We start from the raw sequence: 26,155 nt of genomic DNA on the forward strand, positions 1-26,155 counted from the left end.
TGCATGGTAACACGCGCTCTTTTCGGGCTTTCGCTTGCCGCGTTTCTCGCTTTTCCTGCATCATCGCAGGATGGCGGGGAGAGCAGCAGTCAGCCGCCCGAGCATACTCAGCCATTCCCCAATCTGGCGATTGGTGAAGACCGGGACGAGGCGCTCAAGAGCTTCGATCTCGGTCCGCACATGCAGCGCGGCATTCCAGCTAAGGAAATGCTCGAGCAGCAGCGGCGATTATCGGCAGCATTGGACGGCCTTGCGCCCCAGCGTCCGGGCGAAATCGATGCCTACGTTGTCACCGTCGCGCTCGACAGCGATCCCGTATTTGCTCGCGAAGCGCGTGAAGCGGGCCGTGTGCTCTCGCGCCGATATGGCGGCGAGGGCAGGACTTTGACACTTGCCGGGGCCGACGGGATGCGTGACGATCTAGCGAGAGGCTCGATCAGGTCGCTGATCCTTGGCCTCGCTCACATTGCCGAGATTATGGATCCGGAAGAGGACGTGCTTGTGCTTTACAGCACCAGCCACGGCGCGAAGGTGGGGCTGGTCAATCACTATGGCGATAACGGGTACGGGATATTCTCGCCGAGCCGGTTAAAAGAGGTGCTCGCCGAGCTTGGTATCGAGCGGCGGCTTCTCATCATCAGCGCGTGTTATTCGGGCGTGTTCGTACCCGAGCTTGCGAGCCCGGACACTGCGATCCTGACCGCGGCCGCCGCCCAGCGCACCTCGTTTGGCTGCGAGGCGGAGAACGACTGGACCTTCTATGGCGACGCGCTGATCAACCGGGCGCTGCGCAAACCCCAGAGCCTGCCTGACGCAGCCCGCGAAGCCACCCGCCAGATCGCCGTCTGGGAGGCCGAAAGCAGGCTCACGGCATCTTTGCCGCAGGTTTCGGTCGGCGCCAATGTCAGCGCGTGGCTCGGCGATCTCGAACGGCGAATGCCGACCGTCGCCACAGCTCCGGTAGGGCGTCCCGCCGTCGGAGAATGAACGCTATTCCGTTGCTTCTTCGGCGCGCCTTACATCGATGATCGTGACAGGATCGGCGAGCATCTGGCCCTTCATCCACCCTTCGCCCTTATCCGGATCGGTCGGGCGTGCATGGATCGCCGCGACGACGTCCATTCCATCTGTGACGTAGCCGAATACGGCATAACCGTTCTTCCACACCGGATCATCAGAATCGGGCTGAGCATCGAGACCGATCTGGTCTTGCAGCATGATCGAAAAGTCGCCGTTTGCGGTGCCCGGCTCGCCCATCGCCATCGAGAGCGCGCCGTTGGTGTGGCTGAGCCCGGTGACATTGGTCGGCTCGTGCTCGATCCCGTCCAGAATGCGGTCGGGATCGAACTGCGTCCCCCCTTGGAGCAGGCCATTGGGGCGCGGCTCTCGGTCGAGCGACATCGCGCGGTAGAAAACGGTCCCATCGAACCGGTCTTCATCGACGTAGCGCAGGAAATTGGCCGCCGTGATCGGAGCGCGCTCGGTTTCCAGAGCGACGGTAATGTCGCCCATTTCGGTTTCCAGGACGACGCTGACCGTCTCGTACTGCGCATCGGGCGTGGCGGTAACGGGCGGCGCATCGAGCGGCACATCCTTGCGCGCCGAGGCGACCTCGAATTTCATGATGAGAGTGCGCTGATCGCCTGAGAAGTTGTTGTCGGACGCGATGTAGAGATAGGTGCGCCCCGCATTCTCTCGCACGGCCAGCCCTTCGAAATTGTCGAGGGTCGTCGGTGGAAGCATGGTCGCAAGCGTGTTCGACGTGTTGTCCGGAGCGATCGCAACGATCGCCGCTGCGTTGCCCAGTTCGCGCGAATAGCTGCGGAAGAGCAGATAGCAGGTGCCATCGCTGGCACAGTCGGCGTCGGTCGGCACTCCGCCGCGCTCCTGCAAAGGTGCGGGCGGATCGACCTCGAAACTGACCAGACCGCCGCCCTGCTCGCTCATACAGTTGGGAATATCGCTGCCGACCCATTCGCCGCATGCGATCAGGCCATCCGGCGAAAGCGCGAGCGCCTCCAAACCGGCATTGTCCTTCGCACCGAAAGTCAGGTCCGCAATCGGAAGCTCGGTCCGAGCCGCTGGTCCATCAAGCGCCGCGTAGCGCCAGATCCGGTGATCCTGCTCGAACGCGACCAGCCAGGAGCCATCGGCGGCGCGGGTCAGCGCCTCGGCGTCCGCATCGCGTTTCTTGCGGAGCTTTTTGCCATCGGTGCCGTGCAGCGTCCCGCCTTCAAGCGCGATCAGATCGACGAGCCTGCCGTTTATCTCGTCGGGCGTCAGTCTGATCCAGCGCCCGTCGTCGAGCACGCCGACCAGATCCCCTTCGTGCCAGCTGAGGCTTGAAATCCCGCCGATCTCGTTTTCGCCCGGTTCCAGTTCGACACCGCCCATGAATACGAGTTCGCAGACTGTTTCGCCTTGCGTATCGTCGGCGTTCAGGACGACCGGTGCGGTCTGCGGCAATATTTCCTCCGCAGCGGCCGCTGAGCCGAGGCAGAAAAGGGCAAGGGCGGCGAAGGGGGCGAGTTTGCGTGTCATTGATCCGGTGATATCGTTCGCGGGGTGACAGGCAAGTGAGTATCACAATCATTCATCTACGCTTCATGTTTACAAGCGTAGTCGATCTGACTACAGATGTAATCAAGAAGTTGGGAGGCAGTCTTGAGTAAGTCCAAAGACACATCTTCCGGGACTATGGGACCCGAACGAATCAGCGAAGCGGAACACGCAGTGATGGAAGTCCTGTGGGATCGCGGGACTTTATCCGCAGCAGACGTCTGCGACGAAATCTGCGATAACCGGGGCTGGAGCCTCCCGACCGTCAAGACCCTGCTTTCTCGCCTTGTGCAGAAACAGGCGATTTCAGCGCGGCCCGATGGCCGCCGTTTTCTCTACAGCGCATTGATGGCTCGATCAGAGTATGTTGGCGGCGAATCCCGCCGTCTCGTCGATCGGCTGTTTGGAGGTAAAGCCGCCTCGCTGGTGGCGCATCTCGCTGAATCAGAGGCCTTGAGCGAAAACGACCTCGCCGAAATCGAGGCTCTTTTGAAGGAGCTCAAGCAATGATGCAGTGGCTCCTCGATACGCTCCTATGGACGGCTGCGCTGATCGCATTCGTCCTGCTTGTCAGACGTCCGGTTGCCCGGTGGTTCGGCCCGCAAGTGGCCTATGCCCTGTGGTTGCTCCCGGCCATACGCCTGATCTTGCCCACCGTTACTCTGCCCCATTGGCTGGCGCCGCAAGAAGCTGCGCCGGTTGGCGAGGGGACAGTGATAATCCTGGATCAAGGGTCCGATGCTGCTGTTGCGACACAGGTAGACTCGGAAATACTCCTCGAACCGGGATTGGCAGCGACCGGTCCCCTCATACCGATAGACTTGTCATCCATTCTCCTCGCAGTCCCCTGGGTTGAGGTTGGATGCGCGGTGTGGTTGATCGGCGCTGCCGTCTTCTTGTGGCACCGTTTTGCCAGTTATTTCGAGCTGCGTACAGACCTGCTGAGTGGCGGGAAGGAAATGGGCCGGGCGGGCAGAATTCGGCTCGTCGAAACTCCCGGTACGAAAGCACCCCTTGCTTTTGGTGTGATCGATCCCGTTATTGCGCTTCCCGAAGGTTTCATGGCGCTCGATGACAGGGAGGCCCGCGATCTCGCATTGGCGCATGAACTGGCGCATCACAGGGCTGGCGATCTGCTGATCAACATCATCGTGCAGCCGCTGTTCGCGCTTCACTGGTTCAATCCGCTCAGCCGTTATGGCTGGCTCGCAATGCGGCGCGATCAGGAGGCCGCCTGCGATGCGCGGGTGGTGGCGAAAGAGCCGGAGGAGGCCCGCGCGATGTACGCCAATCTTATCGCCAGCACTGCGGTCGGCCCGAATGTCGCTCTGGCTGCGCCGATGGCCTGCCCGGTATTGGGCGACAAATCGATAATTCACCGTTTGAGGAGCCTGAATATGTCCGACACCTCGTCTAGCCGCCGGATGGCTGGCAGACTTATGATCGGGGCGGCTGTGCTGGCCCTGCCGCTTACGGCTTCGGTCACCTACGCGGAGAGCAACGCTCCCGAACCGCCCGCACCGCCGCCCGTGTCGGTGGAGCCGCCTGCGGCGCCGCTGCCGCCGGCCCCGCCTGTGGGCGCTCCGCCTGCGCCTCCCGCCCCGCCAGCGGTCCCGGCGGTTGCATCGCAGACGATAGTGGTGGTCGATCCCGACACTGAGGTCGAGAAAGCCGAGAAGGTCGAGAAGACCAAGACGGTGAAGGTCATCAGCAGGGACAAAGACACGCAGAAACGCCGGAGCGAATACACCGTCCGGCGCATCCACGCGGTGAACCGCGACCACGATTTCGATTCGGAGGAGCTCGAAGAAACGCTCGCAGAGCTTCGTGCGGAACTCGCAGAAGCGGATGAGGAGATCAAAGAGGCGATCAAGGAAGCCGAAATCGCCATGGTCGAAATGAACCACCGCGACAGCGAAAAAGGCCGCACGATCATCAAGATGCAGTGCCGCGGAAAATCGGGCGAGGTTGCGACCTTCGTTGATGGCAAAGGCGGCGCTAACAAAATCTATCTGTGCGAGGCCGACATCATGGCTCACGCGCTGAAAGGGCTGAAAGAAGCGCGCTCGGCGATTGCCGATAACCCGGAAATCACCGGCGAAATGCGGCGGAACCTGCTCAAGGAACTGGATCGCCAGATCAAGGATTGGAAACGCCGCGGACGCGAAGGCTAAGCCAGCGATCCTGTCATGAATTTTAGGGCCGGGGCGGTACGCAAACCGCTCCGGCCTTTTTATTGGCCTGCCTCCTCGAGCCGTTCGGCGCGGGGGCGTGCGGGATACGCACAGCCGCGTTCCTGGCCCAGTCCTTTCAAGAAGCCGCGCCGGACCATGCCTGCCGTCGCTGCGGAGCGCGCTTTACGCTGATCGCCAGCAGCACCTGACACTTCGCGGACAATCCCGCGGAAGGGGATGAAGGAGCCGACGACGCTCTGCGCGACCTTGCCGCGGCTCAGGCCCGTATCTCCTGACCCGATCAAGTCGTAATCGGCACCCAGCACGCTATCGAGCTTTGCGATCTCGCCGACAATGGCGTTGCAGCTTTCCAGTCCGTCGGAGAGGTACGGATCGGCTTCGGCCTGCAGCAGGACCTCCGGAATGTCCTCGGAATCGATGTTGAGATCGGTTAGCGGCGTGCGCGCGACTTCCTCCGCGTCCGGCTCCTCCTGCTGGACTTGCGCTGCCAGCGGGGACACTGGCAGCAGCCAGATCGCAGAGGCTGCTACCAGCGCTTTAGCGGAAGTCGAAATATGTGTCGCACACCGTGTCATCTGCCGTCTCCAAGCCGCGCCGCAGCGCGTTCATGCGCTGCTGGCTCGTACCGTGAGTGAAGTTCTCGGGGTTTATGCGCTGACCCGACCGGCGTTGCAACGTGTCATCGCCAATGGCGCTCGCGGCCCTTAGGCCCTCTTCCATATCGCCCGGCTCGATGCGGCTGCGGTTTTTGCCCGCCCAGACCCCGGCATAACAATCCGCCTGAAGCTCCATGCGAACCTGCAGGTCGTTGGAGCGGGATGGACTGCGCTGCTGCAGGCTGCGGACCTGGCCTGCGAGCCCCGTCAGGTTCTGGATGTGGTGTCCGTATTCATGCGCCATGACGTACAGCCGCGCGAAATCGCCGCCGGTGCCCGCCATCTGTGCGAGCTGATCGTAGAACGAGGTGTCGATGTAGATGCCGTAATCGGCGGGGCAGTAGAACGGTCCAGCGGCCGACGAAGCAGTCCCGCACCCCTGCGTCGTGACCCTGCCTGATGGATAGAGGACCAGCTCGGGTTGCTGGAACGGGACATTGGCCCGCGCAAATTCCGGCTGCCAGGTCTCGTTCAGACTCTGCAGGGCATTGCACGCCTCGGTTGCATAAGCGCTGCTGCTGCAGAGTTGCTCCTCGCTCACATTGGCTTGCTGGGTTTGCGGCGCCGTCTGCTGCTGCACGCCTTCGACCATGCCGATCGTCTGCATCGGATCAATCCCGAACACCACCGCACCGATGATCGCGATAACGATAGTCCCGCAGCCCACGCCGCCTGCGCGGCGCATGCCGCCACCGCCGCCGCGAACCTTGATCTTCGAAGTGTCGAATGGATTGAGCCGCATCTGAAATTCTCCCCGCTGGTCAGCTTTCCGTGCAGACGCGATCAAGTCTTGAAAGTGCCGACCGAAAAGTCTGGACACCGATCACGCAAGCGGCGAAAGCTCGATACTCAAACAATTCACGGATGTTATCGATGTTCCTCAAAGGCAAACGCGCCCTGATCACCGGTTCGACTTCGGGCATCGGCCTCGCGATTGCGCGCGCCTTGCGCGAAGAGGGCGCGGAAATCGTGCTCAACGGGCTCGGCGATCCGGATGAGATCGAGAAGGTGCGGCAGGAACTCGATGCCGATTTCAACGGTGCGAACCTGCTCGATCCCGCCGCGATCGAGGCGATGATGGGGGAGGTCGGACACGTCGATATCCTCGTCAACAATGCAGGAATGCAGCATGTTTCGCCGGTCGAGGACTTTCCGACCGACAAATGGGATGCAATCATCGCGCTCAATCTGACGGCTGCCTTCCATACATCGCGCCTTGCCGTGCCCGGCATGAAGGAGAAGGGCTGGGGCCGGATCATCAACACCGCCAGCGCGCACTCGCTTACCGCCTCGCCGTTCAAGAGCGCGTACAATGCCAGCAAGCACGCGATTGCCGGCTTCACAAAGACCATCGCGCTGGAGCTTGCCCAGACCGGTGTCACCGCCAATTGCATCAGCCCGGGCTATGTCTGGACCCCGCTGATAGAGGGACAGATCCCCGACACGATGGCGGCGAGAGGCCTTTCGCGCGAGGAAGTCATCAACGATGTCCTGCTAGCAAAGCAGCCGACCAAGAAATTCGTCCAGCCCGAAGAAGTCAGCGCTCTCGCCGCGTTTCTGTGCCGCGAAGAAGCCGGGAACGTCACCGGGGCCAACTGGAGCATAGACGGAGGCTGGACAGCCGAATGATCCGAATGGGGGCGAAACAGGGGCTGGCGGTTCTGGCGGCGTTGGTGCTCGCCGGGTGTGCGACCGCGCCTATCGCAAGCGTGCCTGCGCAGGAACGCGCGGCGATAGAACGCAATCTGAGGCAGGATATCGCGATCCTGGCCAGCGATGAGTTCGGCGGGCGCAAGCCGGGCACTATCGGCGAAGAACGCACGATCGATTACATAACGCAGCGCATGGAGGCCGCTGGCTTGGTCTCCGGCACCAACGATCCGGGCAGCGCGTGGCGCGCGCCTGTGCAATTGGCGAGCACGAAGCCGTCCACGAGCCGCATTGCAGTGACCGTCGGGCGTGAAACCGTTGAGCTCGACCCGGCAACCGCTGTCGCATTCTCGGCACGGCGGCGCGAACTCGTCGAAAACGGGCAGGTGGTCTTCGTCGGAAGGGCTGCCGAAAGCGTCTCCGACGAAGACGTGACGGGCAAAGTCGTCGTCATGCTGGGCGAAGAAGGGCTGAGCCCCCAGCGCCGGGAGATCCTGTTTGCGAAACGTCCGGCGGCTATCATCACGGTCGTAGCCGATATCGATGCCATCGCCCGTGTTAATCAGGCGTATTCCTTTGAGCAGGTGTCGCTGGCGAGCGAAAACGGATCGGAGCTTACAGGCTTCACAACCCATGCCGCGATGGAAGAAGCCCTTGGCAAAAACGATTGGGCGGCGCTTGTCGATCTGGCCGACACGCCGGATTTTTCCGGTGTCGATCTCTACGCCGCGGCAACGGTCGAGGCGAATTCGGACCGATCCGCATTCACCAGCTACAATGTGATCGGCAAGATTCCCGGCACTGTGCCGGATTCAGGCTCGATCGTGCTGATGGCGCATTGGGATCACCTCGGGGAGTGCGAAGAGGGGCAGGCGGATGACACCATTTGCAACGGGGCGGTCGACAATGCGAGCGGGGTGGCAAGCCTGCTCGAACTGTCGCGCAGGCTCGTGGCAAGCGGCCCGCACGACCGGGATATTTACGTGGTCGCGACCAGCGCGGAGGAATCGGGGTTGCTGGGCGCGACGGCATTTACCCAGGCGCCGCCAATGCCGCTCGAGACGATCATCGCTGCCTTCAACTTCGATACGGTTGCGGTCGCGCCAGCGGGCAGCAGGGTCGGGTTCGTTGGGGAGGGGCGCACGCCGCTCGATCCGGTGATCTTCGACGTGCTGGCGCAATCCGGAAGGGAGCTTGGCGACCGCGCCTTTGCCGAGCAATTCGTGCAGCGCCAGGATGGCTGGGCGCTGCTGCAGGAAGGCGTTCCGGCAGTGTTTCTTTCGACCGCATTCGGCTCCGAAATCGTGCTCGGCCCATACCTCGCATCCGAATACCACCGCGCGGGCGACGAGTTGGAAAACATCGAACTGGGCGGGGCGATCGACGACCTGTTGCTGCACGAGGAACTGGTGCGCAGGCTTGCCTCGGTTGACGGATTTCCAGCGGCCCCGTGAGGCTGGCCAATTGCCAGCGGCATGCGGAACCTTCGGTGTGTTGATGTATTAAGTCACCATCATCACTGCGAAGGAGATTGTTGTGCGCGATGCGGAAAGACTGCCGAGCTCTGGTAAATTTTCGGGGATGGCGATGGGCGATGCTTTGGTCCCCGCGGGATCCGATCTTGAAATTTCCGGCATGATCGGCGGCGACCTCATCGTGGAGGCCGGTGCGACTGTGCATGTCTCAGGCATGGTCCGAGGCAAGATCAAAGACCGCGGTGGGCAAGTAAGCGTCAGCGGCATGACCGGCTGAGGAGCATTTCGGTTCGTGTGCAATGATCCGATAATGCCTGCACTAGCGCCGCGATAAAAGCATCGTTAGATGGGCCGCCAACGAATCTTGGCCCTCCAAACGAAAGCGGCAGAAATGGACATCCCCCTAGGCCTCACATTCGACGATGTGTTGCTGCGACCGGCAGAGAGCAGCGTGCTGCCCAGCATGGCCGACACCAAGACGCGGCTGACGCGCGAAATCGGTCTCAACATTCCCATCCTGTCGGCGGCGATGGACACCGTAACCGAGGCCGACATGGCCATTGCGATGGCGCAGATGGGCGGAATCGGCGTTCTCCACCGCAATCTGGAACTTCCCGATCAGTGCGCTGCGGTGCGCGCGGTCAAACGCTTCGAAAGCGGCATGGTCGTCAATCCGATCACGATCGGGCCGGAGGCTGTGCTGGGCGATGCGCAGGCGCTGATGCAGCAACATCGCATCAGCGGTATCCCGGTGACCGATGGCAACGGCAAGCTCGTAGGAATGCTCACGAACCGCGACGTGCGCTTCGCCGAAAACCCAGCCCAGCCAGTGCGTGAGCTGATGACGACGGAGAACCTTGCGACCGTTCCGCTCGGCACGTCGCAGGAGGACGCACGGCGCCTGCTGCACAAGCGGCGGATCGAAAAGCTGCTGGTGGTCGACGACGATTTTAAATGCATCGGCCTCATCACGGTCAAGGATATCGAGAAAGCCGTCACCTATCCGCACGCGACCAAGGACAGCGCCGGGCGGCTGCGCGTTGCGGCGGCGACGACGGTCGGCGACAAGGGCTTCGAGCGCTCCGAAGCGCTGATCGATGCGGAGGTGGATGTGGTCATCATCGACACCGCCCATGGCCACAACAAGGATGTGGCGATCGCCGTCGAGCGTGTGAAGAAGCTCTCCAATTCAGTGCAGGTAGTCGCAGGGAACGTTGCCACCGCAGAGGCGACCAAGGCGCTGATCGACGCAGGCGCCGATGCGGTGAAGGTCGGTATCGGGCCGGGCTCGATCTGCACCACGCGCGTTGTCGCGGGCGTCGGCGTGCCGCAATTGACTGCGATTATGGACAGCGCCGAGGAAGCTTCGAAATCAGGGGTTCCCGTGATCGCCGATGGCGGCCTGCGCACCAGCGGTGATGCGGCAAAGGCGCTCGCGGCAGGTGCAAGCTCGGTAATGATCGGCTCGATGCTCGCTGGCACGGCGGAAAGCCCCGGCGAGGTGTTCCTCTATCAGGGGCGAAGCTACAAGGCGTATCGCGGCATGGGCAGCGTCGGCGCGATGGCCCGCGGCAGTGCCGATCGCTATTTCCAGCAGGACGTTTCCGCCATGAAGCTGGTGCCTGAAGGCATCGAAGGCCAGGTACCGTTTAAAGGACCAGCGGCCGATGTGATCCACCAGCTTGTCGGCGGGGTGAAGGCCGCCATGGGTTATACCGGCTCCGCGACGATCGACGATCTTCGCAGCAATGCGAAGTTCATCCGCATAACCAATGCGGGCCTCTCGGAAAGCCACGTCCACGACGTCGCGATCACGCGCGAAGCGCCAAATTACCCGACGAGGTAGACAGTGGAGCTTTTCGTCCCGTTCATGCTCTTCATCCTCGGCATATCGGACGAGGACCCGGCGCAGGTGGAATTGGTGCGGCATCCGGCTCTCTACGCGGACGAGGCCGACTGCCTCGAGGCGGGCGAACAGATCATTCGCGCTCGGGTGACGCAGGAGCACGAGAGTTCGATCACGTTCCACATGTTCTGCAAACCCATGCCCGATGTCGAGGAGTTCAACCGCCTGACCGATCAGCTGGAGGAAAACCAGCGGAAGCTGCGGGAAGAGCGGTCCCAGTGACGCCGTCGGCCCGCGTGCAGGCGGCGATTGAGGTGCTCGATGAGGTGATCGAGGGTGCACGGGCCGAAGGCGCGCCTGCCGACCGTTTGATTGCGAAGTATTTTAAGCAGCGCCGGTATGCCGGATCGAAAGACCGCCGAGCTGTTCGCGAGCTTGTATACAGGGCGATCCGGCATTGCGGTGAAGTGCCCAAGAGCGGGCGGGCGGCAATGCTGAGCCTCGCGCAGACCGATCCCGCATTGCTGGCCCTGTTCGATGGCGAGGGGCATGGGCCCAAACCGGTCTGCGAAGGAGAACCCGTAGCCGAAAGCGGCGTCGCGCCTGTATGGCTTGTCGAGCGCCTCGCGCAGTCCGGTGTCGAAGGCGATGCTGCCCAGAGCATGCTTGGCAGAGCCCCGCTGGATGTTCGCGTCAACGCGCTCAAAGCCGATCGCGACGGTATTGACTTGCCCGAACCCGGCGAGCCGCTCGCCGCACCGCAGGCCTTGCGGTTTCCCTCGGGCACCGCGGTCGAGCAGTGGCCGCAATACCGGGATGGCCAGATCGAGGTGCAGGACCATGGCAGTCAGCTCGCCTGTCTCGCCGCGCGCGCCATGCCCGGTGAGACCGTTATCGATCTGTGCGCCGGTGCCGGCGGAAAGACTCTCTCGCTGGCCGCGGCTATGCAGAATGAGGGGAGGTTGCTTGCCAGCGACACCGATCGCGGGCGGCTCTCAAAGCTCGCGCCGCGCGCCGAGCGGGCCGGCGCCGGCATCATCGAGACACTGCTGATGAATCCCAATGCCGAGCTTGAAGCGCTGTCGGATCACCTCGGTTCGGCCGATCTCGTGCTGGTCGATGCGCCGTGTTCGGGAACCGGCACATGGCGGCGCAAGCCTGAGGCAAAGTGGCGGCTCACACCCGAACGGCTCCAGAAATACACTGAGATCCAGGACAGGCTGCTCGATATCGCAGCGAAGCTTACGAAGCCGGGCGGACGGATCGCTTTCATCACCTGCTCGCTGCTCGATGCCGAGGGAACCGATCGGATTGCGGCCTTTATTGCCGATAACCCGACCTGGAAGGCAGAGCAGCTCGAACTGCCGGTGGGAGAGCCGCGCGGGAACGGCACTCGCCTCGATCCGTTTCACCACGGCACAGACGGCTTTTTTGTCGCCATTCTCCGCTCGGCGTGATAGCCACGGGCCATATGGCTCAGTCCGCCACCTCCCGGCCTGCTGCATTCAAGGAGCATTTCATGCGTTTCGCGCCCGCTGCCGCTGCTTTGTCGTTATTCCTGGTTACGACAGCGAGTGTCACTACAGCACAGGATCCGGACGCCGATCCGCGAGCTGCCGAACTCATCATGGAAGGCCGCGCGCTCCTCGCCGCCGGGGACACACAAGCCGCCATCGACGCGTTCGAAGCGGCTCTGGCCGTCGATCCGGCCTACACCCCTATCTTCCTCGAACTGGCCGAAGCTGCCCGTCAGGATGGACTGCAGGGTAAGGCAATCCGGTTCTACCGCGAAGCGCTGACGCGCGATCCGGACAATTTCGCAGCCATTTCTGGCGAGGGCGAAGCGCTGGTCGAGAAAGGCGCGCTTGAAAAAGCGAAGCGCAATCTTGCGCGGCTCGAAAGCCTGTGCGGTGCGAACTGCCCGGAGACGGTTGCCCTGCAAGGCGTGATCGAAGCTGGCCCGCCAGCGCGTCTTGCGGCGGAAACGCCCGGAGATGGGCCGACCAGCAACTGATCCTTAGCGAAGGGGCTTGTCACTCATGCTGACGCTCCATCACCTCGAATATTCGCAGAGTTTCCGTATCCTCTGGCTGCTGGAAGCGCTCGGCGCGGAATACGAGCTCAAGAGCTACAACCGCGATCCCGAAACCAATCTCGCACCCGACGATTACAAGGCGCTTTCGCCGCTGGGCACCGCCCCTGTTGTGACTGACGGCGAACTGGTCCTCGCCGAAAGCAACGCGATCATCGATTACGTGCTTGATGCGTATCCGGATAGCGACCTCAGGCCTTCTGCGGGACATCCCGACAGGGCGCGGCATTTGTTCTGGTTTCATGCAGCGCAAGGCTCGCTGATGTCGATCCAAGGAGTGGCGATGGTGCTGAACCTGCTGGAGACACGCACGCCGTGGCCGATCAGCGCCCTTCTCAAGGCGATTTTCGGCCAGGTGCGAAAGCTGTTCGTCAATCCGCGGCTCGATGCGCTGATTGGTGAGATGGAAAAAGATCTCGGCACGCAGCCATTCTTCGGCGGCAATAATCTCACCGCAGCCGATATTACGCTTGTCTATCCGATGTACGCTGCGCGGGACAAAGGGACATTCGATGGCAAATATCCGAACATTTCGGCGTGGTTCGACCGGATCGAAGCGCTCCCATCCTTCATCGCCGCACGCGCCAAGGATGACAGGCCGCGCATCGCGTTTCGTTTCGAAAACTGAGCCCCCGGCTCAGATCAGCGGCGCGAACTCGGCGACAAGCGCTGTGTAAACTTCGCGTTTGAACGGGACGATGAGATCGGGAAGCAGCTGCGGCTCGACCCATTTATATGCGCGGAATTCAGCCGGATGATGCGTCTCGAGATCGATATGGGTTTCATCGCCCATGAACCGACCGAGATACCAGTGCTGGATCTGGCCGCGATATTTGCCTTTCCAGACATTGCCGAGCAGGTCCGGCGGCAGGTCGTAATGCAGCGGGCGCGATGCAGGCGCGACGATCTCCACCAGATCGGCACCGATGCCGGTTTCCTCTTCGAGTTCGCGCAGGGCGGCGGTCTGGGGGTCTTCGCCCGGATCAATCCCTCCTTGGGGCATCTGCCAGAAGCCATGCGTGCGCGGATTGATCCGCTCGCCCACAAACACGCGCCGCTCGCGGTTTACGAGCATGAACCCGGCACAGGGCCGATAGGGGAGTTCGCTTGCCTCGCTCGGCATTTCAGCCATTCTCGAGCATGAATTTCATCGCTGCCACGATGCGTTCGAGATCGCCCTGCGTACTCGGCACGGCCTGACGCAGGTTGGTAAAGCTGTGGGTGATGCCCTTCATTTCAAGGAAGATGAAATCGCGGCCCGCATCGGCCAGCGCCTTGGCATAATCGCGGCCTGAATCGCGGATAGGGTCAAGGCTGGCGGTAACAAGCACGGTCGGCGGCGCGTTCGAATGATCTCCCAGGATCGGGATCGCACGCTGATCGCTCTTGTCCGCCGCATATTGCGCGTCGAAAAACTCGATGGTTTCTTTCGTGAGTACAAACCCATCATCGAAGTCCTTCAGGCTTTGCGAGTCCATGGCATCGCTCGCCAGCGGAAAGATCGGAACCTGCAGGACGATCGGCACGTCCGCGGGGCTCGCGGCGAGCGATTGTCCGATGACGATGCTGGCATTGCCGCCCGCGCTGTCGCCCATCGTGACAAGGCCGGTCGCCGGGCGATCGAGCTCGGCCGGGCTGGACGCGATCCAGCGCGCTGCCGCCTCGCAATCCTCGATCGGCTGCGGGAAGGGGGCCTCCGGCGCGCGGCGGTAATCGACCGCGACGACGGGGAGGTCGCTGAGCGCGGCAATCTCGGTGCACAGCGAATGGTGCGTTTCAAGATCGCCGATGATGAAGCCGCCGCCGTGAAAGAATGTGATGACCGGGCTGGGTTCACGTTTCTCGCGCGCATCGTAAAGGCGCAGCGGAATGTCACCTGCGGGGCCGGGGCACGAAAGGTCTCGGATCACCGCAAGATCGCGCGCGGGCCGATCCGCCATGCCGTGCAGCGCAACATAGGATGCGCGCGCCTCTGCCAGGGTCATGTCGACGATCTTGGGACCGTTCATGGCCGCAAGCGCATCGATAAATGCTTTCATGTCGGGGCGGATATACGGGCCGGTTTCGCTCATATTATCGGTGTTCTCCAATGGACTGGTCCGTTCGATAGGACGGCTTGCGCTGCATTTCCACTCGCATTGATGGCAAGCGGCGGTTAGTCGCCCCGCATGGATAATTTGACACACAGCCTGGTGGGCGCACTGATGGGTCAGGCGGGGCTCAAGAAGAAGACCGGGCTGGGCATGCCTGCGCTGATCATTGGCGCGAACCTGCCCGATGTCGATGCGGCGTGCTTCTTCTGGCTTGAGGGGACAGAGCATCTCGGATTTCGCCGCGGGATTACGCACGGTCCGCCCGCGATGGTGCTGCTACCGCTGATCCTCGCCGGCCTGCTGTGGGGTTTCGATCGCTGGCAGGCGAAGCGCGGCAAGCGACCCGAGGACAGGTTGCCGGTGCATTTCGGATGGCTGTTCGGCCTGTCCCTGATTGGATGCCTCAGCCACCCGGCCTTCGACTGGTTCAATGTGTATGGCATTCGCCTGCTTGAACCGTTCTCCAGCCAATGGTTCTACGGCGACACACTTTTCATCATCGACGTTTGGCTGTGGGCTATCTTAATCGTCAGCGTCTGGTGGTCGCGCCGCAGGGAGAAGCGGGGCGGAGATTGGCAGCGGGCAGCCTGGATCGGGGCGGCGATTGGTTCCGTTTACATCTTCGCGAACTGGGTCATCACCAAGGTGGAGGAGAATGCCACTCTTGAGCAGACCGGCATGACCTCGATCGAAAGCCCTCTGGCGATCAATTCATGGGAGCGAGAGACCATCATTCGCGAACGCTCCGGAGTGTACCGGATTGAGGGCAATTCTGTTGGGCATTGCGATATCGGCTTTTTGGACGAAGCCGAGCTTTCCTCGCAGGCAGAGGCTTTTGTGTTCTGGTCACGAACACCCTTCGGCGTTCGCGCAGAGGATGGTTCTGTGATCCTCCACGATGCCCGCTTTTACGACCCGCGCGCCCGCGGCCGTTTCTCGGTCGCGCTGCCTGATGTCGAATGCGAGGAACTCCCCGCCGAGTAACGCGCTCTTCCTCACATGAGCGAACCACAAATCCTCTGGCTGCGGCGCGATCTGCGCATGGCCGACAATCCCGCCCTGAGCGCCGCCGCGGAGAAAGGGCCCGTCATTGCGGTGTACGTGCTCGACGATGAGGCAGCCGACCATCACGCCTATGGCGGCGCTTCGCGTTGGTGGCTGCACCACTCGCTCGAAAGTCTGGGTAAGAGCTTTGGCAAGCGCAATTCGCGGATCATCCTGCGGCGCGGCGATGCGGTCGAGGAGCTTTGCAAGATCGCCGAAGGAATCGGCGCGCAGACTGTCCACGCCAATCGGCATTACGAGCCGTGGTGGCGCAAGGCGCAAGGGAAGCTCGATGACAAGCTCGACCTGCAGCTTTACGATGGCAATTACATCTTCCCGCCGGGCTTCATCACCACCGGATCGGGCGACCCGTACAAGATCTACACTCCGTTCTACAAAGCGAGCAAAGCCAAGTTCCCGCCGCGCGATGCCGCGCCCGAGCCGGAGACGCTGTCATCGCCGGATCAATGGCCGGAGAGCGATGAGCTGTCCGACTGGGACCTTCTCCCGACCAACCCCGACTGGTCCGGCGGGATCGCCGATTTCTGGGAAGTCGGGGAGGACGCCGCGCATGAGCGCCTCTCCGAATGGGAAGATGACGTTGGGGACTACGACGACAAGCGCAATCTGCCCTCGGTCGACGGGTCGTCGCGCCTCTCACCGCACCTCCATTTCGGTGAGATTTCGCCGATCCAGATATGGCACGCGCTTAAGCACAAGCGCTCCGATGGATGGGATACCTACGAAAGCGAGCTTGTCTGGCGCGACTATGCGCAAAACGTGATTGCGCAATTCCCGGCCTATCCCAGCGAGAATTACCGCGAAGATTACGACGAGCTGGAATGGCGCGATCCCGACAAGGATGACGATGCCGCCAGCGATCTTCGCGCTTGGCAGAAGGGGCAAACTGGATACCCGATTGTCGATGCCGGGATGCGCCAGCTGTGGCAAACCGGGTGGATGCACAACCGCGTGCGCATGATTGCCGCCAGCTTTCTGATCAAGCACTTGCTGATCGATTGGCGACGCGGCGAGCAATGGTTTTGGGACACCCTGGTCGATGCGGATTACGCCTCGAACGCGACGAATTGGCAGTGGGTTTCGGGCACAGGCGTCGATTCCAACATGTTCGTGCGGATCATGGCGCCGCTCAGCCAGTCGGAAAAGTTCTACGCCGCAGGATATATCCGGGAATACGTTCCCGAGCTGGCCAATCTGGATGATAACGAGATTCACGACCCGGCGGATGACAAACGCGGTGACTACCCGGAGAAGATCATTGCGCACAAAGCGGGCCGTGAGCGCGCGCTGGATGCCTATAACGCGATGAAAAACGGATAGGACCCGCGCTAAGCACCTTGCCCCTGGTATCGGCCTGCGCTTAAGACGCTGCAATGGATGCGCAGGGGATGAGAGGTGAGCCGCTATTGGCCGGCGGCGCGCGCTTCGCGCCGCAGCCGGGTCTGGTCGCCAAGCTTTTCGCTCCGGGTTTCAAGACCATGCTCGACAGGGTCGATGCAGGTCTGGAAACAGGCTCGCTGACCTCGTACCTGCCCGACGGCACCCGGCGGGTCCTGGGCGGCCGTGCCCCCGGCTTCGATGTCGAGATTCACCTGAAAGACTGGCGCGCTCTGATCCGGCTCGCAACCAATGGCTCGGTGGGCTGGTATCAGGCTTATGAAGCGGGCGAATGGGAGGCTGACAATCATGCCCACCTGTTCGCTTTGTTCGGCGCGAATGCGAGGTCGCTCGGTAACACCGCGCGCAGCATCGGCCCGTTCCGATGGCTGGCCGCCTTGGCGCACCGGTTCAATCACAACAGCAAGGCCGGATCGGTGCGCAATATCGCCGCGCATTACGACCTCGGCAACGATTTCTACAGCGCATGGCTTGACCCGACGATGACCTATTCGAGCGCGCTGGGCCTCGCAGGAAGCGACCTGGTCGCATCGCAAAACCGCAAGCTGGATGCGATTGCCGAGCGGCTTGCAAACCCCGCCACCGTGCTGGAGATCGGCTGCGGTTGGGGATCGATGGCGCGCAAGCTTGCCGTGGGCGGGGCAAACGTCACCGCGATCAGCCTTTCCGATGAACAGCTTGCGTTCGCGCGCGCGCACGCCGATCCGGCAATCGATTTCAGGAAACAGGACTATCGCGACGTCGACGGCCAGTTCGATGCCATCGCGAGTATCGAAATGGTCGAGGCGCTGGGCCGCGAATACTGGCCGGATTTCATGGACTGCGTTGCCCGCAATCTCAGGCCCGGAGGCCGCGCCGCGATCCAATATATCTCGATGGCGGATGACCTGTTCGAAACCTATGCGCAGTCTGCCGATTTCATCCAGGCTTACGTCTTCCCCGGCGGGATGCTCATAAAGACATCCGAATTCCGCGCTCTCGCCGAAGAGCGAGGGCTGCGCTGGAGCGATCAGGCCGATTTCGGGCGCGACTACGCCGCGACCTTGCGGAATTGGCGCGAAAACTTCGATATCGCCTTGATGGAGGGACGGCTCCCCAGCGGGTTCGACGATCGCTTCATCGGCCTTTGGCGCTATTACCTTTCATACTGCGAGGGCGGGTTCCTTTCAGGCAATATCGACGTGCATCAGGTGACACTGATCAAGGATTGAACGGGCGAGGGCCACCAGGAGAATAAAATGAAATTGCGCGATCTGATGGTCACCGGAGCAGCGGCGATCGCTCTCGTATCCTGCACCGGCACCGTTGCACCGGGCGTAGCAGTGAACACCGCTCCGCTGGAGCCGGTGCAGCTGGTCAGCCCACCCGAGCGCGATCAATCCGAATTGCAGGTCCTGTTCTGGGACGATGCGCAGCGTTCGGCGCGGTTTCGCGATATGGAGAGCTGGTTTGCAGGCCACGAAGTTCCTGCCGCATCCGATCCGCGCGCGCTCCCGCAGGGGCAGCCGCTCAGCGCGGATATTCAGAGCGACCTTGCCGAGCTGATGTCTAAGACCAGCGCCGCGGGCGTGATGGTGCTGCAGGACGGCGCGGTGCGATATGAGAATTACGGTCTGGGGTTTGGTGCAACCGACCGCTGGACCAGCTTTTCGGTCGCAAAGAGCTTCACCTCCACGCTGCTGGGCGCGGCGCTCAAGGACGGTTTCATTGCCAGTCTCGACGATCCGGTGATCAAGTATATCCCCGGGCTCGCAGGCTCTGCCTATGACGGCGTGACGGTGCGGCAGATCGCAACCATGACGAGCGGTGTTGCCTGGAACGAGGATTACACCGATCCGAACAGCGATGTGGCGCAGATGAACCGCTATGTCGTTGAATACGGGCCCGATGCCATTGTGGCGCAAATGAAGACGCTGGAGCGCGAAGCGGAGCCCGGAGAGAAATGGGTCTACAAGACGGGTGAGACGAACCTGATCGGACTTCTCGTCGAAAACGCTGTCGGATTGCCGCTGGCCGAATACGCGCAGGAGAAGATCGTCGAGCCGACAGGCTTTGAAGGCGGCTTATTCTGGATGATTGACCCGCGCGGCGGCAATATCGGCGGGTGCTGCTTGTCTCTGCGCCTTGCCGATTATGCCCGCATGGGGCAATTCGCGCTGGAGGGCGGGGCGGATGTCGTGCCGGAGGGATGGTTCGCCGAAGCAGGCGATTCCCTCGTCGATTTCGGCGATACCGGTTTCGGCTATGGCTATCAGTGGTGGACCTTCCCCGGCGGCAATTACGGCGCACAGGGCATTTTCGGACAGGCCATCACCATCGTTCCGGAAAAGAACCTGGTCGTTGCGATTGTCAGCAACTGGCCGCAGGCGACATCCAGCGATAATCGCGCAATGGCGCGCGCTGTGGTCGAGAAAATCGCCGCGGCCAGCGAATGATCGCGCCGCTTTCCGCGGGGGTCAGATTGCGGTGCGGATGATCCCGGTGTTGCTGTAACGCTGCAGGATATTGTCGTGCACGATCGGGCTGAGCAGCTCGGTAAATGCGCAGCCGACGATGCAATTGTCCCACCAGACGACTTCGGATTGCAGCGATTCGAGCCCCGGCAGCGTCAGCCAGCAGACCTGACCTTCATGCATGCGGTTGATCGACGCAGCGGAAAAGCCGGAGATCGACAGATCCTGGACCACACTCTGAAACGCGCGGCCACCCGATGCCCGCAAAGTGGCTGGGATAGTAAGCTTAGTGCGCGGCGCGCAGCGATCTTCCTGCGCGGCAACCCTGTATGTATCGTTTTCGCTCGGCATAGCCTTACAAAGCCTTCTCAATCAGCGGTTGGTCTCTTCGCCGGTTGGTCTTTGGTAGGTTGGTCAATCGGGGGCATCGACCATCCGGCCTTTCCACTGTCTTGCACGAAATGGTTAACGCATCGTTAGGATTGCGTTTTTGTGAGCCGCCTCGAAGGCTTAGCGTCAGGTCTAGCTTTCCACCCGTTCGCGGTGGCCGGTCGCGAAGTCTTCCTGAAGCAGGGCGACGATCCGTTCCGCCACCTTTTCAGGGGGTTTGACAGTTTCGGGGTTTTCCCCCGGATAGGCGCGAGCGCGCATTTCCGTGCGCGTCGCTCCCGGATCGACGATCGCCACACGAAGCGGGCTCAGCTTCTCGACTTCGGCAGCGTAGGTGTCGAGGAGATTGTCGAACGCCGCCTTGGTCGATCCATAGGCGCCCCAGAAGGCCCGCGGACCGGCCCCGACGCTGGAGGTGAGGCCGATGATCCGGCCGTTTTCGGCGCGGCGAAGCAGCGGATCGAACGACGCGATCAGGGCCTGCGTTGCCACGAAATTCGTCATCACGGCCTGCGTGAACTGCTTCGGATCAATCTGCGAAACCGGTGTGAGCTCCGGCAAGTAAGCTGCTGAAAGTACGAGTATATCGAGCGTCTCCCACCGTCCAGCAATGGCCCCGGCGAGCCTGCCGACGGCATCCGCCTCGGTAAGATCCAGCGGCGCGATGGTCGAAGTGCCGCCGGCTGCGTGGATTGTGTCCTCGACCTCTTCCAGCGCCTTCACCTTTCGCGCCACCAGAATGACATGCGCCCCGGCCTCGGCCAGAGCGATTGCGGTCGCCGCGCCAATTCCGCGGCTCGCGCCGGTGACAAGGGCGGTTTGCCCTTCTAGCGGTTTCGTATCTGTCATGGGTCAGGCGGCCTTGGGATCTGCAAAGGGAAGTTCGGCGGTCTTCTGGTCCGATCCGCCCAGATCGGTCAGCGATGTCGGATAATCGCCGGTGAAGCAGGCATCGCAGAATTGCGGGCAGGAATTGTCTCGCCCCTTCGCGCCCACGGCGCGGTAAAGGCCGTCGATCGAGATGAAGGCAAGACTGTCTGCCTTGATGAATTCGCGCATCGGCTCAAGCTCCATGCGCGCCGCGAGCAGTTTCGACCGTTCCGGCGTATCGACGCCATAGAAGCAGCTATGCGCGGTCGGCGGGCTCGCCACGCGGAAATGCACTTCGCTCGCACCGGCCTCGCGCATCATCTCGACGATTTTCATGCTGGTGGTGCCGCGCACGATGGAATCGTCGATCAGCACGATGCGCTTTCCGGCGACGAGCCCGCGATTGGCGTTGTGCTTGCGTTTCACGCCAGAATGGCGGGCGCTGTCCGATGGTTGGATGAAGGTCCGCCCGACATAGTGCGAACGAATGATCCCGAGCTCGAAGGGGACGCCCGATTGCTGGGCATAGCCGATCGCCGCCGGCACGCCGCTGTCTGGCACCGGTACAACGAGATCGACATCGCACGGTGCCTCGATAGCGAGTTCGGTGCCGATGGCCTTGCGCGCTTCATAGACGCTCTGCCCGGCAAAAATGCTGTCCGGGCGGCTGAAATAGACATGTTCGAAAATGCAGGGGCGAGGGGCGGGGTTGCCGAACGGGTGGACGCTCTTGATCTCGCCTGAGAAATCCACCTGCAGCAATTCGCCCGGCTCGACCTCGCGGATCAGCTCTGCACCGATCACGTCGAAGGCAACGCTTTCGCTGGCGAACACCACCGCGTCGCCCATCCGCCCCATCACCAGCGGGCGGATGCCGAGCGGGTCGCGGCAGGCGATCATGCCTTCGGGCGTCATCACGATCAGCGCATACGCGCCTTCGACCAAGCGCAGCGCATCGATCAAGCGGTCCGCAATCGTGGGGTACCGGCTCGTCGCGACGAGGTGGATGATGACTTCTGTGTCCGAGGTGGACTGGAAGATCGAACCCTTGCCCACCAGGTCTTTACGCAGCGCTCTGGCGTTGGAGATATTGCCATTATGCGCCACCGCAAAGCCGCCGCTGGCAAGCTCGGCATAAAGCGGCTGCACATTGCGCAGGCCCGAGCCGCCCGTGGTCGAATAACGGACATGGCCCGCCGACATGTGGCCGGGCAGTTCCGCAATCGCCTCTGACGAGGAGAAATTCTCGGCCACATGGCCAAGCCCGCGCCGCGAATAGAATTCGGTTCCATCGTAGCTGGTGATCCCCACGGCTTCCTGACCGCGGTGCTGGAGCGCATGAAGGCCGAGCGCAGTTGCCGCAGAGGCATCGGCTGCGTTGATCGCGCCGAAAACGCCGCATTCCTCGCTCAGCTTGTCGCCATCTGCATCCAGATATGGATGCGTAACATTGGAGAGCGTGTGTGCCATCGCCAGACCTGTCCGCTGCGCTGCCCGGTGGAGTGCGTGCTCAATGGCGATGTTGCGGTTCAATTACAAGTGCGGTGAGACGGCCTGTGCCCTCATTTTTCGCCCCGCCGCCGGAACTCTCGCAGCGAGAGGCGCTTTACTCACAATATCGAGCGGCAGGCGGATTGTGTGAAGGTGATGTGGCCTCTACAGCCTGCGTTCAGCATCACCGGGCCAGCGCAACTTTTCCATGCTTACACCTTTTGAACGAATGATCGCCAAGCGTTACCTGTGGCCGGGTAAGGGTGAGGCCTTCATCGCGCTCGTCGCTGGAATATCGGTCGGCGTCGTGATGCTGTCGGTTGCCATGCTCGTGCTCGTTATGAGCGTAATGGGCGGCTTCCGCGGGGAAATGCTTGACAAGTTTGCTGGCCTTAACGGTCATGCCGTGGTGCAGGCCTATGGCGGCAAGCTTGATAACTGGGAGACGACGCTCGATCAGGTGCGCTCGACCGAGGGCGTTGTCAGCGCCTCGCCGCTGATCGAACAGCCTCTGCTCGCCAGCTTCAATGGACGGGCGGTCGCCATTTTCGTGCGCGGCCATACGGACGAAGACATTGCCGCTCTCGGAGACAAGGTGCTGTTAGGCAATATCGCGGATATCCAGCCGGACAGCGGTAAGGTGGCGATCGGATCGCGGCTCGCCTCCAATATCGGTGCGCGGGTCGGCGACACGATCACGATCATCAATCCGCAGGGGCGCGTGACTCCCTTCGGCACTTCGATCCGCCAAGTGGGATATGAAGTCGGCGCGATCTTCGAAATCGGGCTTTACGATTTCGATGAGACATTCGTGATGATGCCGATGCAGGACGCACAGAAGCTCCTATTGCTCGGCGACACGGTCGGACTGATCGAGGTGACGGTGACCGACCCGGACAATGTCGGTGAAATCCTTGAGCCAGTGCGCGATACACTGGTGGGACGGGCGGCGATTGCCGACTGGAAGGAAATCAATTCGACGCTGTTCGAGGCACTGGAGGTCGAGCGTGTCGCGATGTTCTTCGTTCTCAGTTTCATGGTGCTGGTGGCGTCTTTTAATATCCTTTCGAGCTTGGTGATGCTGGTGCGCGCGAAGACGCGCGATATTGCGATCATGCGCACCATGGGCGCGACGCGGCGCAGCCTGCTCAAGATATTCGTGACCACCGGTACCACCATCGGGACCATGGGAACGGTCGCGGGATTGGCGCTGGGTTTCCTGCTTCTCTATTTCCGCAACCCGATCGTCGACGGGGTCGCGTTCCTGACCGGGGTCGAAATCTGGGATCCGAGCGTGCGGTTCCTCACATCGCTCCCGGTGCGGGTAGAGCCGCTTGAAATCATCGGCATCACGGCTCTAGGCATCGGTTTGAGTTTCCTCGCGACGCTCTATCCAGCGATGAAGGCGTCCAATACCGATCCGGTACAGGTGCTGCGATATGAGTAGTGCTAAACCGATCGTATCGCTGCGCGGGCTCAAGCGCACTTTCGAACAGGGCGGCCAGCGCATCGAGGTGCTACGCGGCGTCGATCTCGACATCATGCCAGGTGAAATTGTCGCGCTGCTAGGGCCCTCGGGCTCGGGCAAATCGACGATGCTGCAGGCGGTCGGCTTGCTCGAAGGCGGGTTCGAAGGTTCGATCGGGATCGCAGGAGAGGCGGCGGAGACGCTGCCCACGGACCAGCGGACGCGGCTTCGGCGCGAGCATCTGGGCTTTGTGTACCAGTTCCACCATCTACTTCCCGATTTCGACGCGACGGAGAACGTGGTCATGCCGCAGATGATTGCGGGCACTTCTCGCGATGCGGCGCTTGAGCGCGCTCAGAGCCTTCTCAAGAGCCTGGGCCTCGGTCATCGCCTGTCCCACCGACCGAGCCAGCTGTCGGGCGGTGAGCAGCAACGGGTCGCGGTGGCGCGCGCTCTCGCCAATCAGCCGACGCTGGTGCTTGCCGATGAACCCACCGGCAACCTCGATGAGACAACCTCGGACACGGTACTCGGCCAGTTTCTTGAGCTGGTGCGGGGCGAGGGCAGCGCCGCGCTGGTCGCGACCCATAACGAACGTCTTGCTAGCCGCATGGACCGGGTGGTTCGCTTGCATGACGGCGTCCTCAGTTAATGCGGACCCATCCTCGATTTTGACCGTTGGAGGGCAAAAGGAGGATTTAATGTCTGACCATCCAAGCACTTACAAAGGCACTCCGCTGGAAACCGGCGAACATGCATGGGACGATCGCGCCGCGCTGCATGCCGCCGATGACGGTGATGGCGTGCTCGACGGGATGAAGGCGCTGCGCCGCGGCACCTTTGCGGAAATGATCCGGCATGTCGCCATGCTTCCGGAGGATGAGCGGTCGCGCTACGTGATCGAGAAGCTTGGCGACCGTGAATATTCCGCCGCAGAAGCAGTCGAGCTTGCAGCGCGCGATGACTTTCCCTCGGCTGACTGAGCCGCGCTGGGCTCAACGCTCGCAAAAGATGCCGGTCTGCCGTTCACCGATCGTGGCTATCCTTTACCGAAAGCTGGGCTAAGCTGATCGCCGCATTTTAAGGGGGACCAATCATGATCATCGCATCTCTTATCCTCGCGCTTCAGACGGCCGCCGCGCCCGAGGCGTCGCCTGCGCCTCCGCCGCCCGCCTGCGAAAGCGAGTTGCATGGCGCTTTCGATCTCTGGGTTGGCGAGTGGGAGGTCTACCCCACCGGACGCGACACGAAAGTGGCCGACAGCCGTATCGAACGCATCGCCAGTGGCTGCGTGATCCGAGAGACGTGGATGCCGCTGAGCGGAGGCGGGGGAACGAGCATGAGCATGCTCAACCACCGGTCCGGGCGATGGGAGCAGCTATGGGTCGGAAGCGATGGAAAGCGTGTCGATTTCGCGGGAGGACCGGTCGGTGATACGATGGTGCTGACGGGATACTGGGACGGCATCGGGCCCTCCGGCGAAGATGTTCTGACGCGCATGACATATTCGCTCGAAAGCGATGGCAGCGTGCGCCAGTTCGGAGAAGGCTCGACGGACCATGGCAAGACATGGCAGACGAGCTTCGATCTGACTTACAGTCGCAAGGCTGCGCCCTGACTTTCAAGGAATACACATGACCACCATCGCCGATTTCACCGTGACGACGAACCGGGGCGAAGAGCTCGACCTGGCGACCAAGAAGGGCAAGGTCCTGCTGGTCGTCAACACCGCGAGCAAATGCGGCTTTACCCCGCAATATGACGGGCTTGAAAAGCTCTATCAGGAATTCAGGGACGAGGATTTCGAGGTTCTGGGCTTTCCGTGCAATCAGTTTGGCGCGCAAGAGCCCGGCAGCGCGGACGAAATCGCGGAATTCTGCAAGGTCAATTTCGGCGTCACCTTTCCTTTGATGGAAAAGGTCGAAGTGAACGGCCCGGATGCTTCGCCGCTGTTCGACTGGATGAAATCCGAGAAAAAGGGGTTGATGGGCTCGACTTCGATCAAGTGGAACTTCACCAAGTTCCTGATCGACCGCGAGGGCAATGTCGTGAAACGCTATGGGCCGCAGGACACGCCCAAGCTGATTGCGAAAGACGTCAAGAAACTGCTCTGAACCGGCTTACTTCCAGTGCCAGCGCAGCGGCTTGGTCGGCTCGCGCAAAAGCTTTCCCTTTGCCTCAAGATCGAGTTGAACGGTTTTCGCCCACCAACCGCACGTCTTGCCGCCTGGGAACAATTCATCGGACAGGTGCGGTTTGACCGCTTCCTTCGTTTCCGCCTGGGTGAGCCCCGGCGATTGCCGTGGTAGCGCTGCTTCAAACGCGGAGAGCATATCGGCATACTTGGCCGCGTTGACCCGGGTTGTGCGCCCGGGCGTGTTGACGTTCTCGACTTCGATCATCTCCGCCACACTGGCTCTCCTGCTACCTCAGCCAATTTGCACCCAAGCTTAT

The 26,155-nt window shown here is 61.8% G+C and carries 29 protein-coding genes; 20 read left to right on the forward strand and 9 right to left on the reverse strand.

Annotation, left to right across the window (positions count from 1 at the left end; genetic code table 11):
- Nucleotides 1–3 precede the first annotated feature (3 nt).
- On the forward strand, nucleotides 4–987 hold the full coding sequence (locus IB285_RS05030) for a C13 family peptidase (protein WP_190787146.1): 984 nt from the start codon (nucleotides 4–6) through the stop codon (nucleotides 985–987).
- 3 nt (nucleotides 988–990) lie between these two features.
- Here the strand turns inward: IB285_RS05030 and IB285_RS05035 are convergent, their stop codons facing one another.
- The gene (locus IB285_RS05035; protein ID WP_190787147.1) at nucleotides 991–2,541 is read right to left on the reverse strand and encodes an esterase-like activity of phytase family protein; all 1,551 of its coding nucleotides are present in this window, start codon (nucleotides 2,539–2,541) and stop codon (nucleotides 991–993) included.
- A gap of 156 nt (nucleotides 2,542–2,697) precedes the next feature.
- On the opposite strand from IB285_RS05035, the gene IB285_RS05040 reads away from it, so the two are divergent.
- Together IB285_RS05040 and IB285_RS05045 are read left to right on the forward strand one after the other, a co-directional pair.
- Nucleotides 2,698–3,069, forward strand: a complete 372-nt coding sequence (locus tag IB285_RS05040; RefSeq protein WP_190788996.1) for a BlaI/MecI/CopY family transcriptional regulator — start codon at nucleotides 2,698–2,700, stop codon at nucleotides 3,067–3,069.
- Nucleotides 3,066–4,733 carry a M56 family metallopeptidase gene (locus tag IB285_RS05045; protein ID WP_190787148.1) on the forward strand — a complete coding sequence of 556 codons (1,668 nt, stop codon included), beginning with the start codon at nucleotides 3,066–3,068 and terminating at the stop codon, nucleotides 4,731–4,733. Before IB285_RS05040 ends, IB285_RS05045 begins: the two co-directional genes overlap by 4 nt.
- Nucleotides 4,734–4,792: 59 nt before the next feature.
- Here the strand turns inward: IB285_RS05045 and IB285_RS05050 are convergent, their stop codons facing one another.
- The gene (locus IB285_RS05050; RefSeq protein ID WP_328705850.1) at nucleotides 4,793–5,254 is read right to left on the reverse strand and encodes a hypothetical protein; all 462 of its coding nucleotides are present in this window, start codon (nucleotides 5,252–5,254) and stop codon (nucleotides 4,793–4,795) included.
- Between the two features lie 37 nt (nucleotides 5,255–5,291).
- A complete protein-coding gene (ypfJ, locus tag IB285_RS05055) occupies nucleotides 5,292–6,152 on the reverse strand; it encodes a KPN_02809 family neutral zinc metallopeptidase (RefSeq protein ID WP_190787149.1) in 861 nt (286 codons plus the stop codon).
- Between the two features lie 131 nt (nucleotides 6,153–6,283).
- On the opposite strand from ypfJ, the gene IB285_RS05060 reads away from it, so the two are divergent.
- The 8 genes from IB285_RS05060 to IB285_RS05095 all read left to right on the forward strand — a co-directional run bounded on the left by IB285_RS05060 (nucleotide 6,284) and on the right by IB285_RS05095 (nucleotide 13,101).
- On the forward strand, nucleotides 6,284–7,039 hold the full coding sequence (locus IB285_RS05060; RefSeq protein WP_190787150.1) for a 3-hydroxybutyrate dehydrogenase: 756 nt from the start codon (nucleotides 6,284–6,286) through the stop codon (nucleotides 7,037–7,039).
- Nucleotides 7,036–8,514 (forward strand): M28 family peptidase, encoded by a 1,479-nt coding sequence (locus IB285_RS05065; protein WP_190787151.1) that lies wholly within the window; start codon nucleotides 7,036–7,038, stop codon nucleotides 8,512–8,514. The genes IB285_RS05060 and IB285_RS05065 overlap by 4 nt, the downstream gene beginning before the upstream one ends.
- Before the next feature lie 82 nt (nucleotides 8,515–8,596).
- On the forward strand, nucleotides 8,597–8,812 hold the full coding sequence (locus IB285_RS05070; protein ID WP_234033724.1) for a hypothetical protein: 216 nt from the start codon (nucleotides 8,597–8,599) through the stop codon (nucleotides 8,810–8,812).
- Between the two features lie 114 nt (nucleotides 8,813–8,926).
- On the forward strand, nucleotides 8,927–10,381 hold the full coding sequence (gene guaB / locus IB285_RS05075) for an IMP dehydrogenase (protein WP_190787152.1): 1,455 nt from the start codon (nucleotides 8,927–8,929) through the stop codon (nucleotides 10,379–10,381).
- Between the two features lie 3 nt (nucleotides 10,382–10,384).
- Nucleotides 10,385–10,663 carry a hypothetical protein gene (locus tag IB285_RS05080; RefSeq protein WP_190787153.1) on the forward strand — a complete coding sequence of 93 codons (279 nt, stop codon included), beginning with the start codon at nucleotides 10,385–10,387 and terminating at the stop codon, nucleotides 10,661–10,663.
- Nucleotides 10,660–11,838 carry an RsmB/NOP family class I SAM-dependent RNA methyltransferase gene (locus IB285_RS05085; protein ID WP_190787154.1) on the forward strand — a complete coding sequence of 393 codons (1,179 nt, stop codon included), beginning with the start codon at nucleotides 10,660–10,662 and terminating at the stop codon, nucleotides 11,836–11,838. Before IB285_RS05080 ends, IB285_RS05085 begins: the two co-directional genes overlap by 4 nt.
- Nucleotides 11,839–11,900: 62 nt before the next feature.
- Nucleotides 11,901–12,395: a tetratricopeptide repeat protein gene (locus IB285_RS05090; protein WP_234033068.1), complete on the forward strand. Its 495-nt coding sequence runs from the start codon at nucleotides 11,901–11,903 to the stop codon at nucleotides 12,393–12,395.
- 25 nt (nucleotides 12,396–12,420) lie between these two features.
- A complete protein-coding gene (locus IB285_RS05095; RefSeq protein ID WP_190787156.1) occupies nucleotides 12,421–13,101 on the forward strand; it encodes a glutathione S-transferase family protein in 681 nt (226 codons plus the stop codon).
- Nucleotides 13,102–13,110: 9 nt separating this feature from the next.
- Here the strand turns inward: IB285_RS05095 and IB285_RS05100 are convergent, their stop codons facing one another.
- Both IB285_RS05100 and IB285_RS05105 read right to left on the reverse strand, forming a co-directional pair.
- Entirely contained in the window at nucleotides 13,111–13,605 is a 495-nt protein-coding gene (locus IB285_RS05100; RefSeq protein WP_190787157.1) for an RNA pyrophosphohydrolase, read from the reverse strand.
- The gene (locus tag IB285_RS05105) at nucleotides 13,598–14,545 is read right to left on the reverse strand and encodes an alpha/beta hydrolase (protein WP_190787158.1); all 948 of its coding nucleotides are present in this window, start codon (nucleotides 14,543–14,545) and stop codon (nucleotides 13,598–13,600) included. The genes IB285_RS05100 and IB285_RS05105 overlap by 8 nt, the downstream gene beginning before the upstream one ends.
- Before the next feature lie 96 nt (nucleotides 14,546–14,641).
- Between IB285_RS05105 and IB285_RS05110 the strand changes: the two genes are divergently transcribed.
- From IB285_RS05110 to IB285_RS05125, 4 genes are read left to right on the forward strand one after another with little or no spacing between them, the layout of a single operon-like run.
- On the forward strand, nucleotides 14,642–15,550 hold the full coding sequence (locus IB285_RS05110; RefSeq protein ID WP_190787159.1) for a metal-dependent hydrolase: 909 nt from the start codon (nucleotides 14,642–14,644) through the stop codon (nucleotides 15,548–15,550).
- Between the two features lie 15 nt (nucleotides 15,551–15,565).
- Nucleotides 15,566–16,951 (forward strand): cryptochrome/photolyase family protein, encoded by a 1,386-nt coding sequence (locus tag IB285_RS05115; protein ID WP_190787160.1) that lies wholly within the window; start codon nucleotides 15,566–15,568, stop codon nucleotides 16,949–16,951.
- Between the two features lie 53 nt (nucleotides 16,952–17,004).
- Nucleotides 17,005–18,240 (forward strand): SAM-dependent methyltransferase, encoded by a 1,236-nt coding sequence (locus IB285_RS05120; RefSeq protein WP_190787161.1) that lies wholly within the window; start codon nucleotides 17,005–17,007, stop codon nucleotides 18,238–18,240.
- Between the two features lie 27 nt (nucleotides 18,241–18,267).
- Nucleotides 18,268–19,464: a serine hydrolase domain-containing protein gene (locus tag IB285_RS05125; RefSeq protein ID WP_190787162.1), complete on the forward strand. Its 1,197-nt coding sequence runs from the start codon at nucleotides 18,268–18,270 to the stop codon at nucleotides 19,462–19,464.
- Nucleotides 19,465–19,485: 21 nt separating this feature from the next.
- Here the strand turns inward: IB285_RS05125 and IB285_RS05130 are convergent, their stop codons facing one another.
- The 3 genes from IB285_RS05130 to purF all read right to left on the reverse strand — a co-directional run bounded on the left by IB285_RS05130 (nucleotide 19,486) and on the right by purF (nucleotide 22,212).
- Nucleotides 19,486–19,833: a PilZ domain-containing protein gene (locus tag IB285_RS05130; protein WP_190787163.1), complete on the reverse strand. Its 348-nt coding sequence runs from the start codon at nucleotides 19,831–19,833 to the stop codon at nucleotides 19,486–19,488.
- A gap of 171 nt (nucleotides 19,834–20,004) precedes the next feature.
- Nucleotides 20,005–20,721 (reverse strand): SDR family NAD(P)-dependent oxidoreductase, encoded by a 717-nt coding sequence (locus IB285_RS05135; RefSeq protein ID WP_190787164.1) that lies wholly within the window; start codon nucleotides 20,719–20,721, stop codon nucleotides 20,005–20,007.
- 3 nt (nucleotides 20,722–20,724) lie between these two features.
- On the reverse strand, nucleotides 20,725–22,212 hold the full coding sequence (purF, locus tag IB285_RS05140) for an amidophosphoribosyltransferase (protein ID WP_190787165.1): 1,488 nt from the start codon (nucleotides 22,210–22,212) through the stop codon (nucleotides 20,725–20,727).
- A gap of 229 nt (nucleotides 22,213–22,441) precedes the next feature.
- Between purF and IB285_RS05145 the strand changes: the two genes are divergently transcribed.
- The 5 genes from IB285_RS05145 (at nucleotide 22,442) to IB285_RS05165 (ending at nucleotide 25,815) form a co-directional block, all read left to right on the forward strand.
- Complete coding sequence (locus IB285_RS05145) at nucleotides 22,442–23,680, forward strand: lipoprotein-releasing ABC transporter permease subunit (protein WP_190787166.1); 1,239 nt, start codon at nucleotides 22,442–22,444, stop codon at nucleotides 23,678–23,680.
- Entirely contained in the window at nucleotides 23,673–24,353 is a 681-nt protein-coding gene (locus IB285_RS05150; RefSeq protein WP_190787167.1) for an ABC transporter ATP-binding protein, read from the forward strand. The genes IB285_RS05145 and IB285_RS05150 overlap by 8 nt, the downstream gene beginning before the upstream one ends.
- 49 nt (nucleotides 24,354–24,402) lie before the next feature.
- Nucleotides 24,403–24,684: a hypothetical protein gene (locus tag IB285_RS05155; RefSeq protein WP_190787168.1), complete on the forward strand. Its 282-nt coding sequence runs from the start codon at nucleotides 24,403–24,405 to the stop codon at nucleotides 24,682–24,684.
- 113 nt (nucleotides 24,685–24,797) lie between these two features.
- On the forward strand, nucleotides 24,798–25,319 hold the full coding sequence (locus tag IB285_RS05160) for a hypothetical protein (protein ID WP_190787169.1): 522 nt from the start codon (nucleotides 24,798–24,800) through the stop codon (nucleotides 25,317–25,319).
- 16 nt (nucleotides 25,320–25,335) lie between these two features.
- Nucleotides 25,336–25,815, forward strand: a complete 480-nt coding sequence (locus IB285_RS05165) for a glutathione peroxidase (RefSeq protein WP_190787170.1) — start codon at nucleotides 25,336–25,338, stop codon at nucleotides 25,813–25,815.
- A gap of 6 nt (nucleotides 25,816–25,821) precedes the next feature.
- Here the strand turns inward: IB285_RS05165 and IB285_RS05170 are convergent, their stop codons facing one another.
- A complete protein-coding gene (locus IB285_RS05170) occupies nucleotides 25,822–26,103 on the reverse strand; it encodes a DUF6958 family protein (protein WP_190788999.1) in 282 nt (93 codons plus the stop codon).
- Nucleotides 26,104–26,155: the final 52 nt, after the last annotated feature.

Origin of the sequence: Erythrobacter rubeus, from assembly GCF_014705715.1 — a bacterium.
Classification (GTDB): Bacteria; Pseudomonadota; Alphaproteobacteria; order Sphingomonadales; family Sphingomonadaceae; genus Erythrobacter; species Erythrobacter rubeus.

Excerpts from the sequence above, each read along its gene's own strand:
- IB285_RS05030 (WP_190787146.1), top strand. The coding sequence starts at position 4 with ATGGTAACACGCGCTCTTTTCGGGCTTTCGCTTGCCGCGTTTCTCGCT.
- IB285_RS05035 (WP_190787147.1), bottom strand. The coding sequence starts at position 2,541 with ATGACACGCAAACTCGCCCCCTTCGCCGCCCTTGCCCTTTTCTGCCTC.
- IB285_RS05040 (WP_190788996.1), top strand. The coding sequence starts at position 2,698 with ATGGGACCCGAACGAATCAGCGAAGCGGAACACGCAGTGATGGAAGTC.
- IB285_RS05045 (WP_190787148.1), top strand. The coding sequence starts at position 3,066 with ATGATGCAGTGGCTCCTCGATACGCTCCTATGGACGGCTGCGCTGATC.
- ypfJ (WP_190787149.1), bottom strand. The coding sequence starts at position 6,152 with ATGCGGCTCAATCCATTCGACACTTCGAAGATCAAGGTTCGCGGCGGC.
- IB285_RS05060 (WP_190787150.1), top strand. The coding sequence starts at position 6,284 with ATGTTCCTCAAAGGCAAACGCGCCCTGATCACCGGTTCGACTTCGGGC.
- IB285_RS05065 (WP_190787151.1), top strand. The coding sequence starts at position 7,036 with ATGATCCGAATGGGGGCGAAACAGGGGCTGGCGGTTCTGGCGGCGTTG.
- guaB (WP_190787152.1), top strand. The coding sequence starts at position 8,927 with ATGGACATCCCCCTAGGCCTCACATTCGACGATGTGTTGCTGCGACCG.
- IB285_RS05090 (WP_234033068.1), top strand. The coding sequence starts at position 11,901 with ATGCGTTTCGCGCCCGCTGCCGCTGCTTTGTCGTTATTCCTGGTTACG.
- IB285_RS05095 (WP_190787156.1), top strand. The coding sequence starts at position 12,421 with ATGCTGACGCTCCATCACCTCGAATATTCGCAGAGTTTCCGTATCCTC.
- IB285_RS05100 (WP_190787157.1), bottom strand. The coding sequence starts at position 13,605 with ATGGCTGAAATGCCGAGCGAGGCAAGCGAACTCCCCTATCGGCCCTGT.
- IB285_RS05105 (WP_190787158.1), bottom strand. The coding sequence starts at position 14,545 with ATGAGCGAAACCGGCCCGTATATCCGCCCCGACATGAAAGCATTTATC.
- IB285_RS05110 (WP_190787159.1), top strand. The coding sequence starts at position 14,642 with ATGGATAATTTGACACACAGCCTGGTGGGCGCACTGATGGGTCAGGCG.
- IB285_RS05115 (WP_190787160.1), top strand. The coding sequence starts at position 15,566 with ATGAGCGAACCACAAATCCTCTGGCTGCGGCGCGATCTGCGCATGGCC.
- IB285_RS05120 (WP_190787161.1), top strand. The coding sequence starts at position 17,005 with ATGGATGCGCAGGGGATGAGAGGTGAGCCGCTATTGGCCGGCGGCGCG.
- IB285_RS05125 (WP_190787162.1), top strand. The coding sequence starts at position 18,268 with ATGAAATTGCGCGATCTGATGGTCACCGGAGCAGCGGCGATCGCTCTC.
- IB285_RS05130 (WP_190787163.1), bottom strand. The coding sequence starts at position 19,833 with ATGCCGAGCGAAAACGATACATACAGGGTTGCCGCGCAGGAAGATCGC.
- IB285_RS05135 (WP_190787164.1), bottom strand. The coding sequence starts at position 20,721 with ATGACAGATACGAAACCGCTAGAAGGGCAAACCGCCCTTGTCACCGGC.
- purF (WP_190787165.1), bottom strand. The coding sequence starts at position 22,212 with ATGGCACACACGCTCTCCAATGTTACGCATCCATATCTGGATGCAGAT.
- IB285_RS05145 (WP_190787166.1), top strand. The coding sequence starts at position 22,442 with ATGCTTACACCTTTTGAACGAATGATCGCCAAGCGTTACCTGTGGCCG.
- IB285_RS05150 (WP_190787167.1), top strand. The coding sequence starts at position 23,673 with ATGAGTAGTGCTAAACCGATCGTATCGCTGCGCGGGCTCAAGCGCACT.
- IB285_RS05155 (WP_190787168.1), top strand. The coding sequence starts at position 24,403 with ATGTCTGACCATCCAAGCACTTACAAAGGCACTCCGCTGGAAACCGGC.
- IB285_RS05160 (WP_190787169.1), top strand. The coding sequence starts at position 24,798 with ATGATCATCGCATCTCTTATCCTCGCGCTTCAGACGGCCGCCGCGCCC.
- IB285_RS05165 (WP_190787170.1), top strand. The coding sequence starts at position 25,336 with ATGACCACCATCGCCGATTTCACCGTGACGACGAACCGGGGCGAAGAG.
- IB285_RS05170 (WP_190788999.1), bottom strand. The coding sequence starts at position 26,103 with ATGATCGAAGTCGAGAACGTCAACACGCCCGGGCGCACAACCCGGGTC.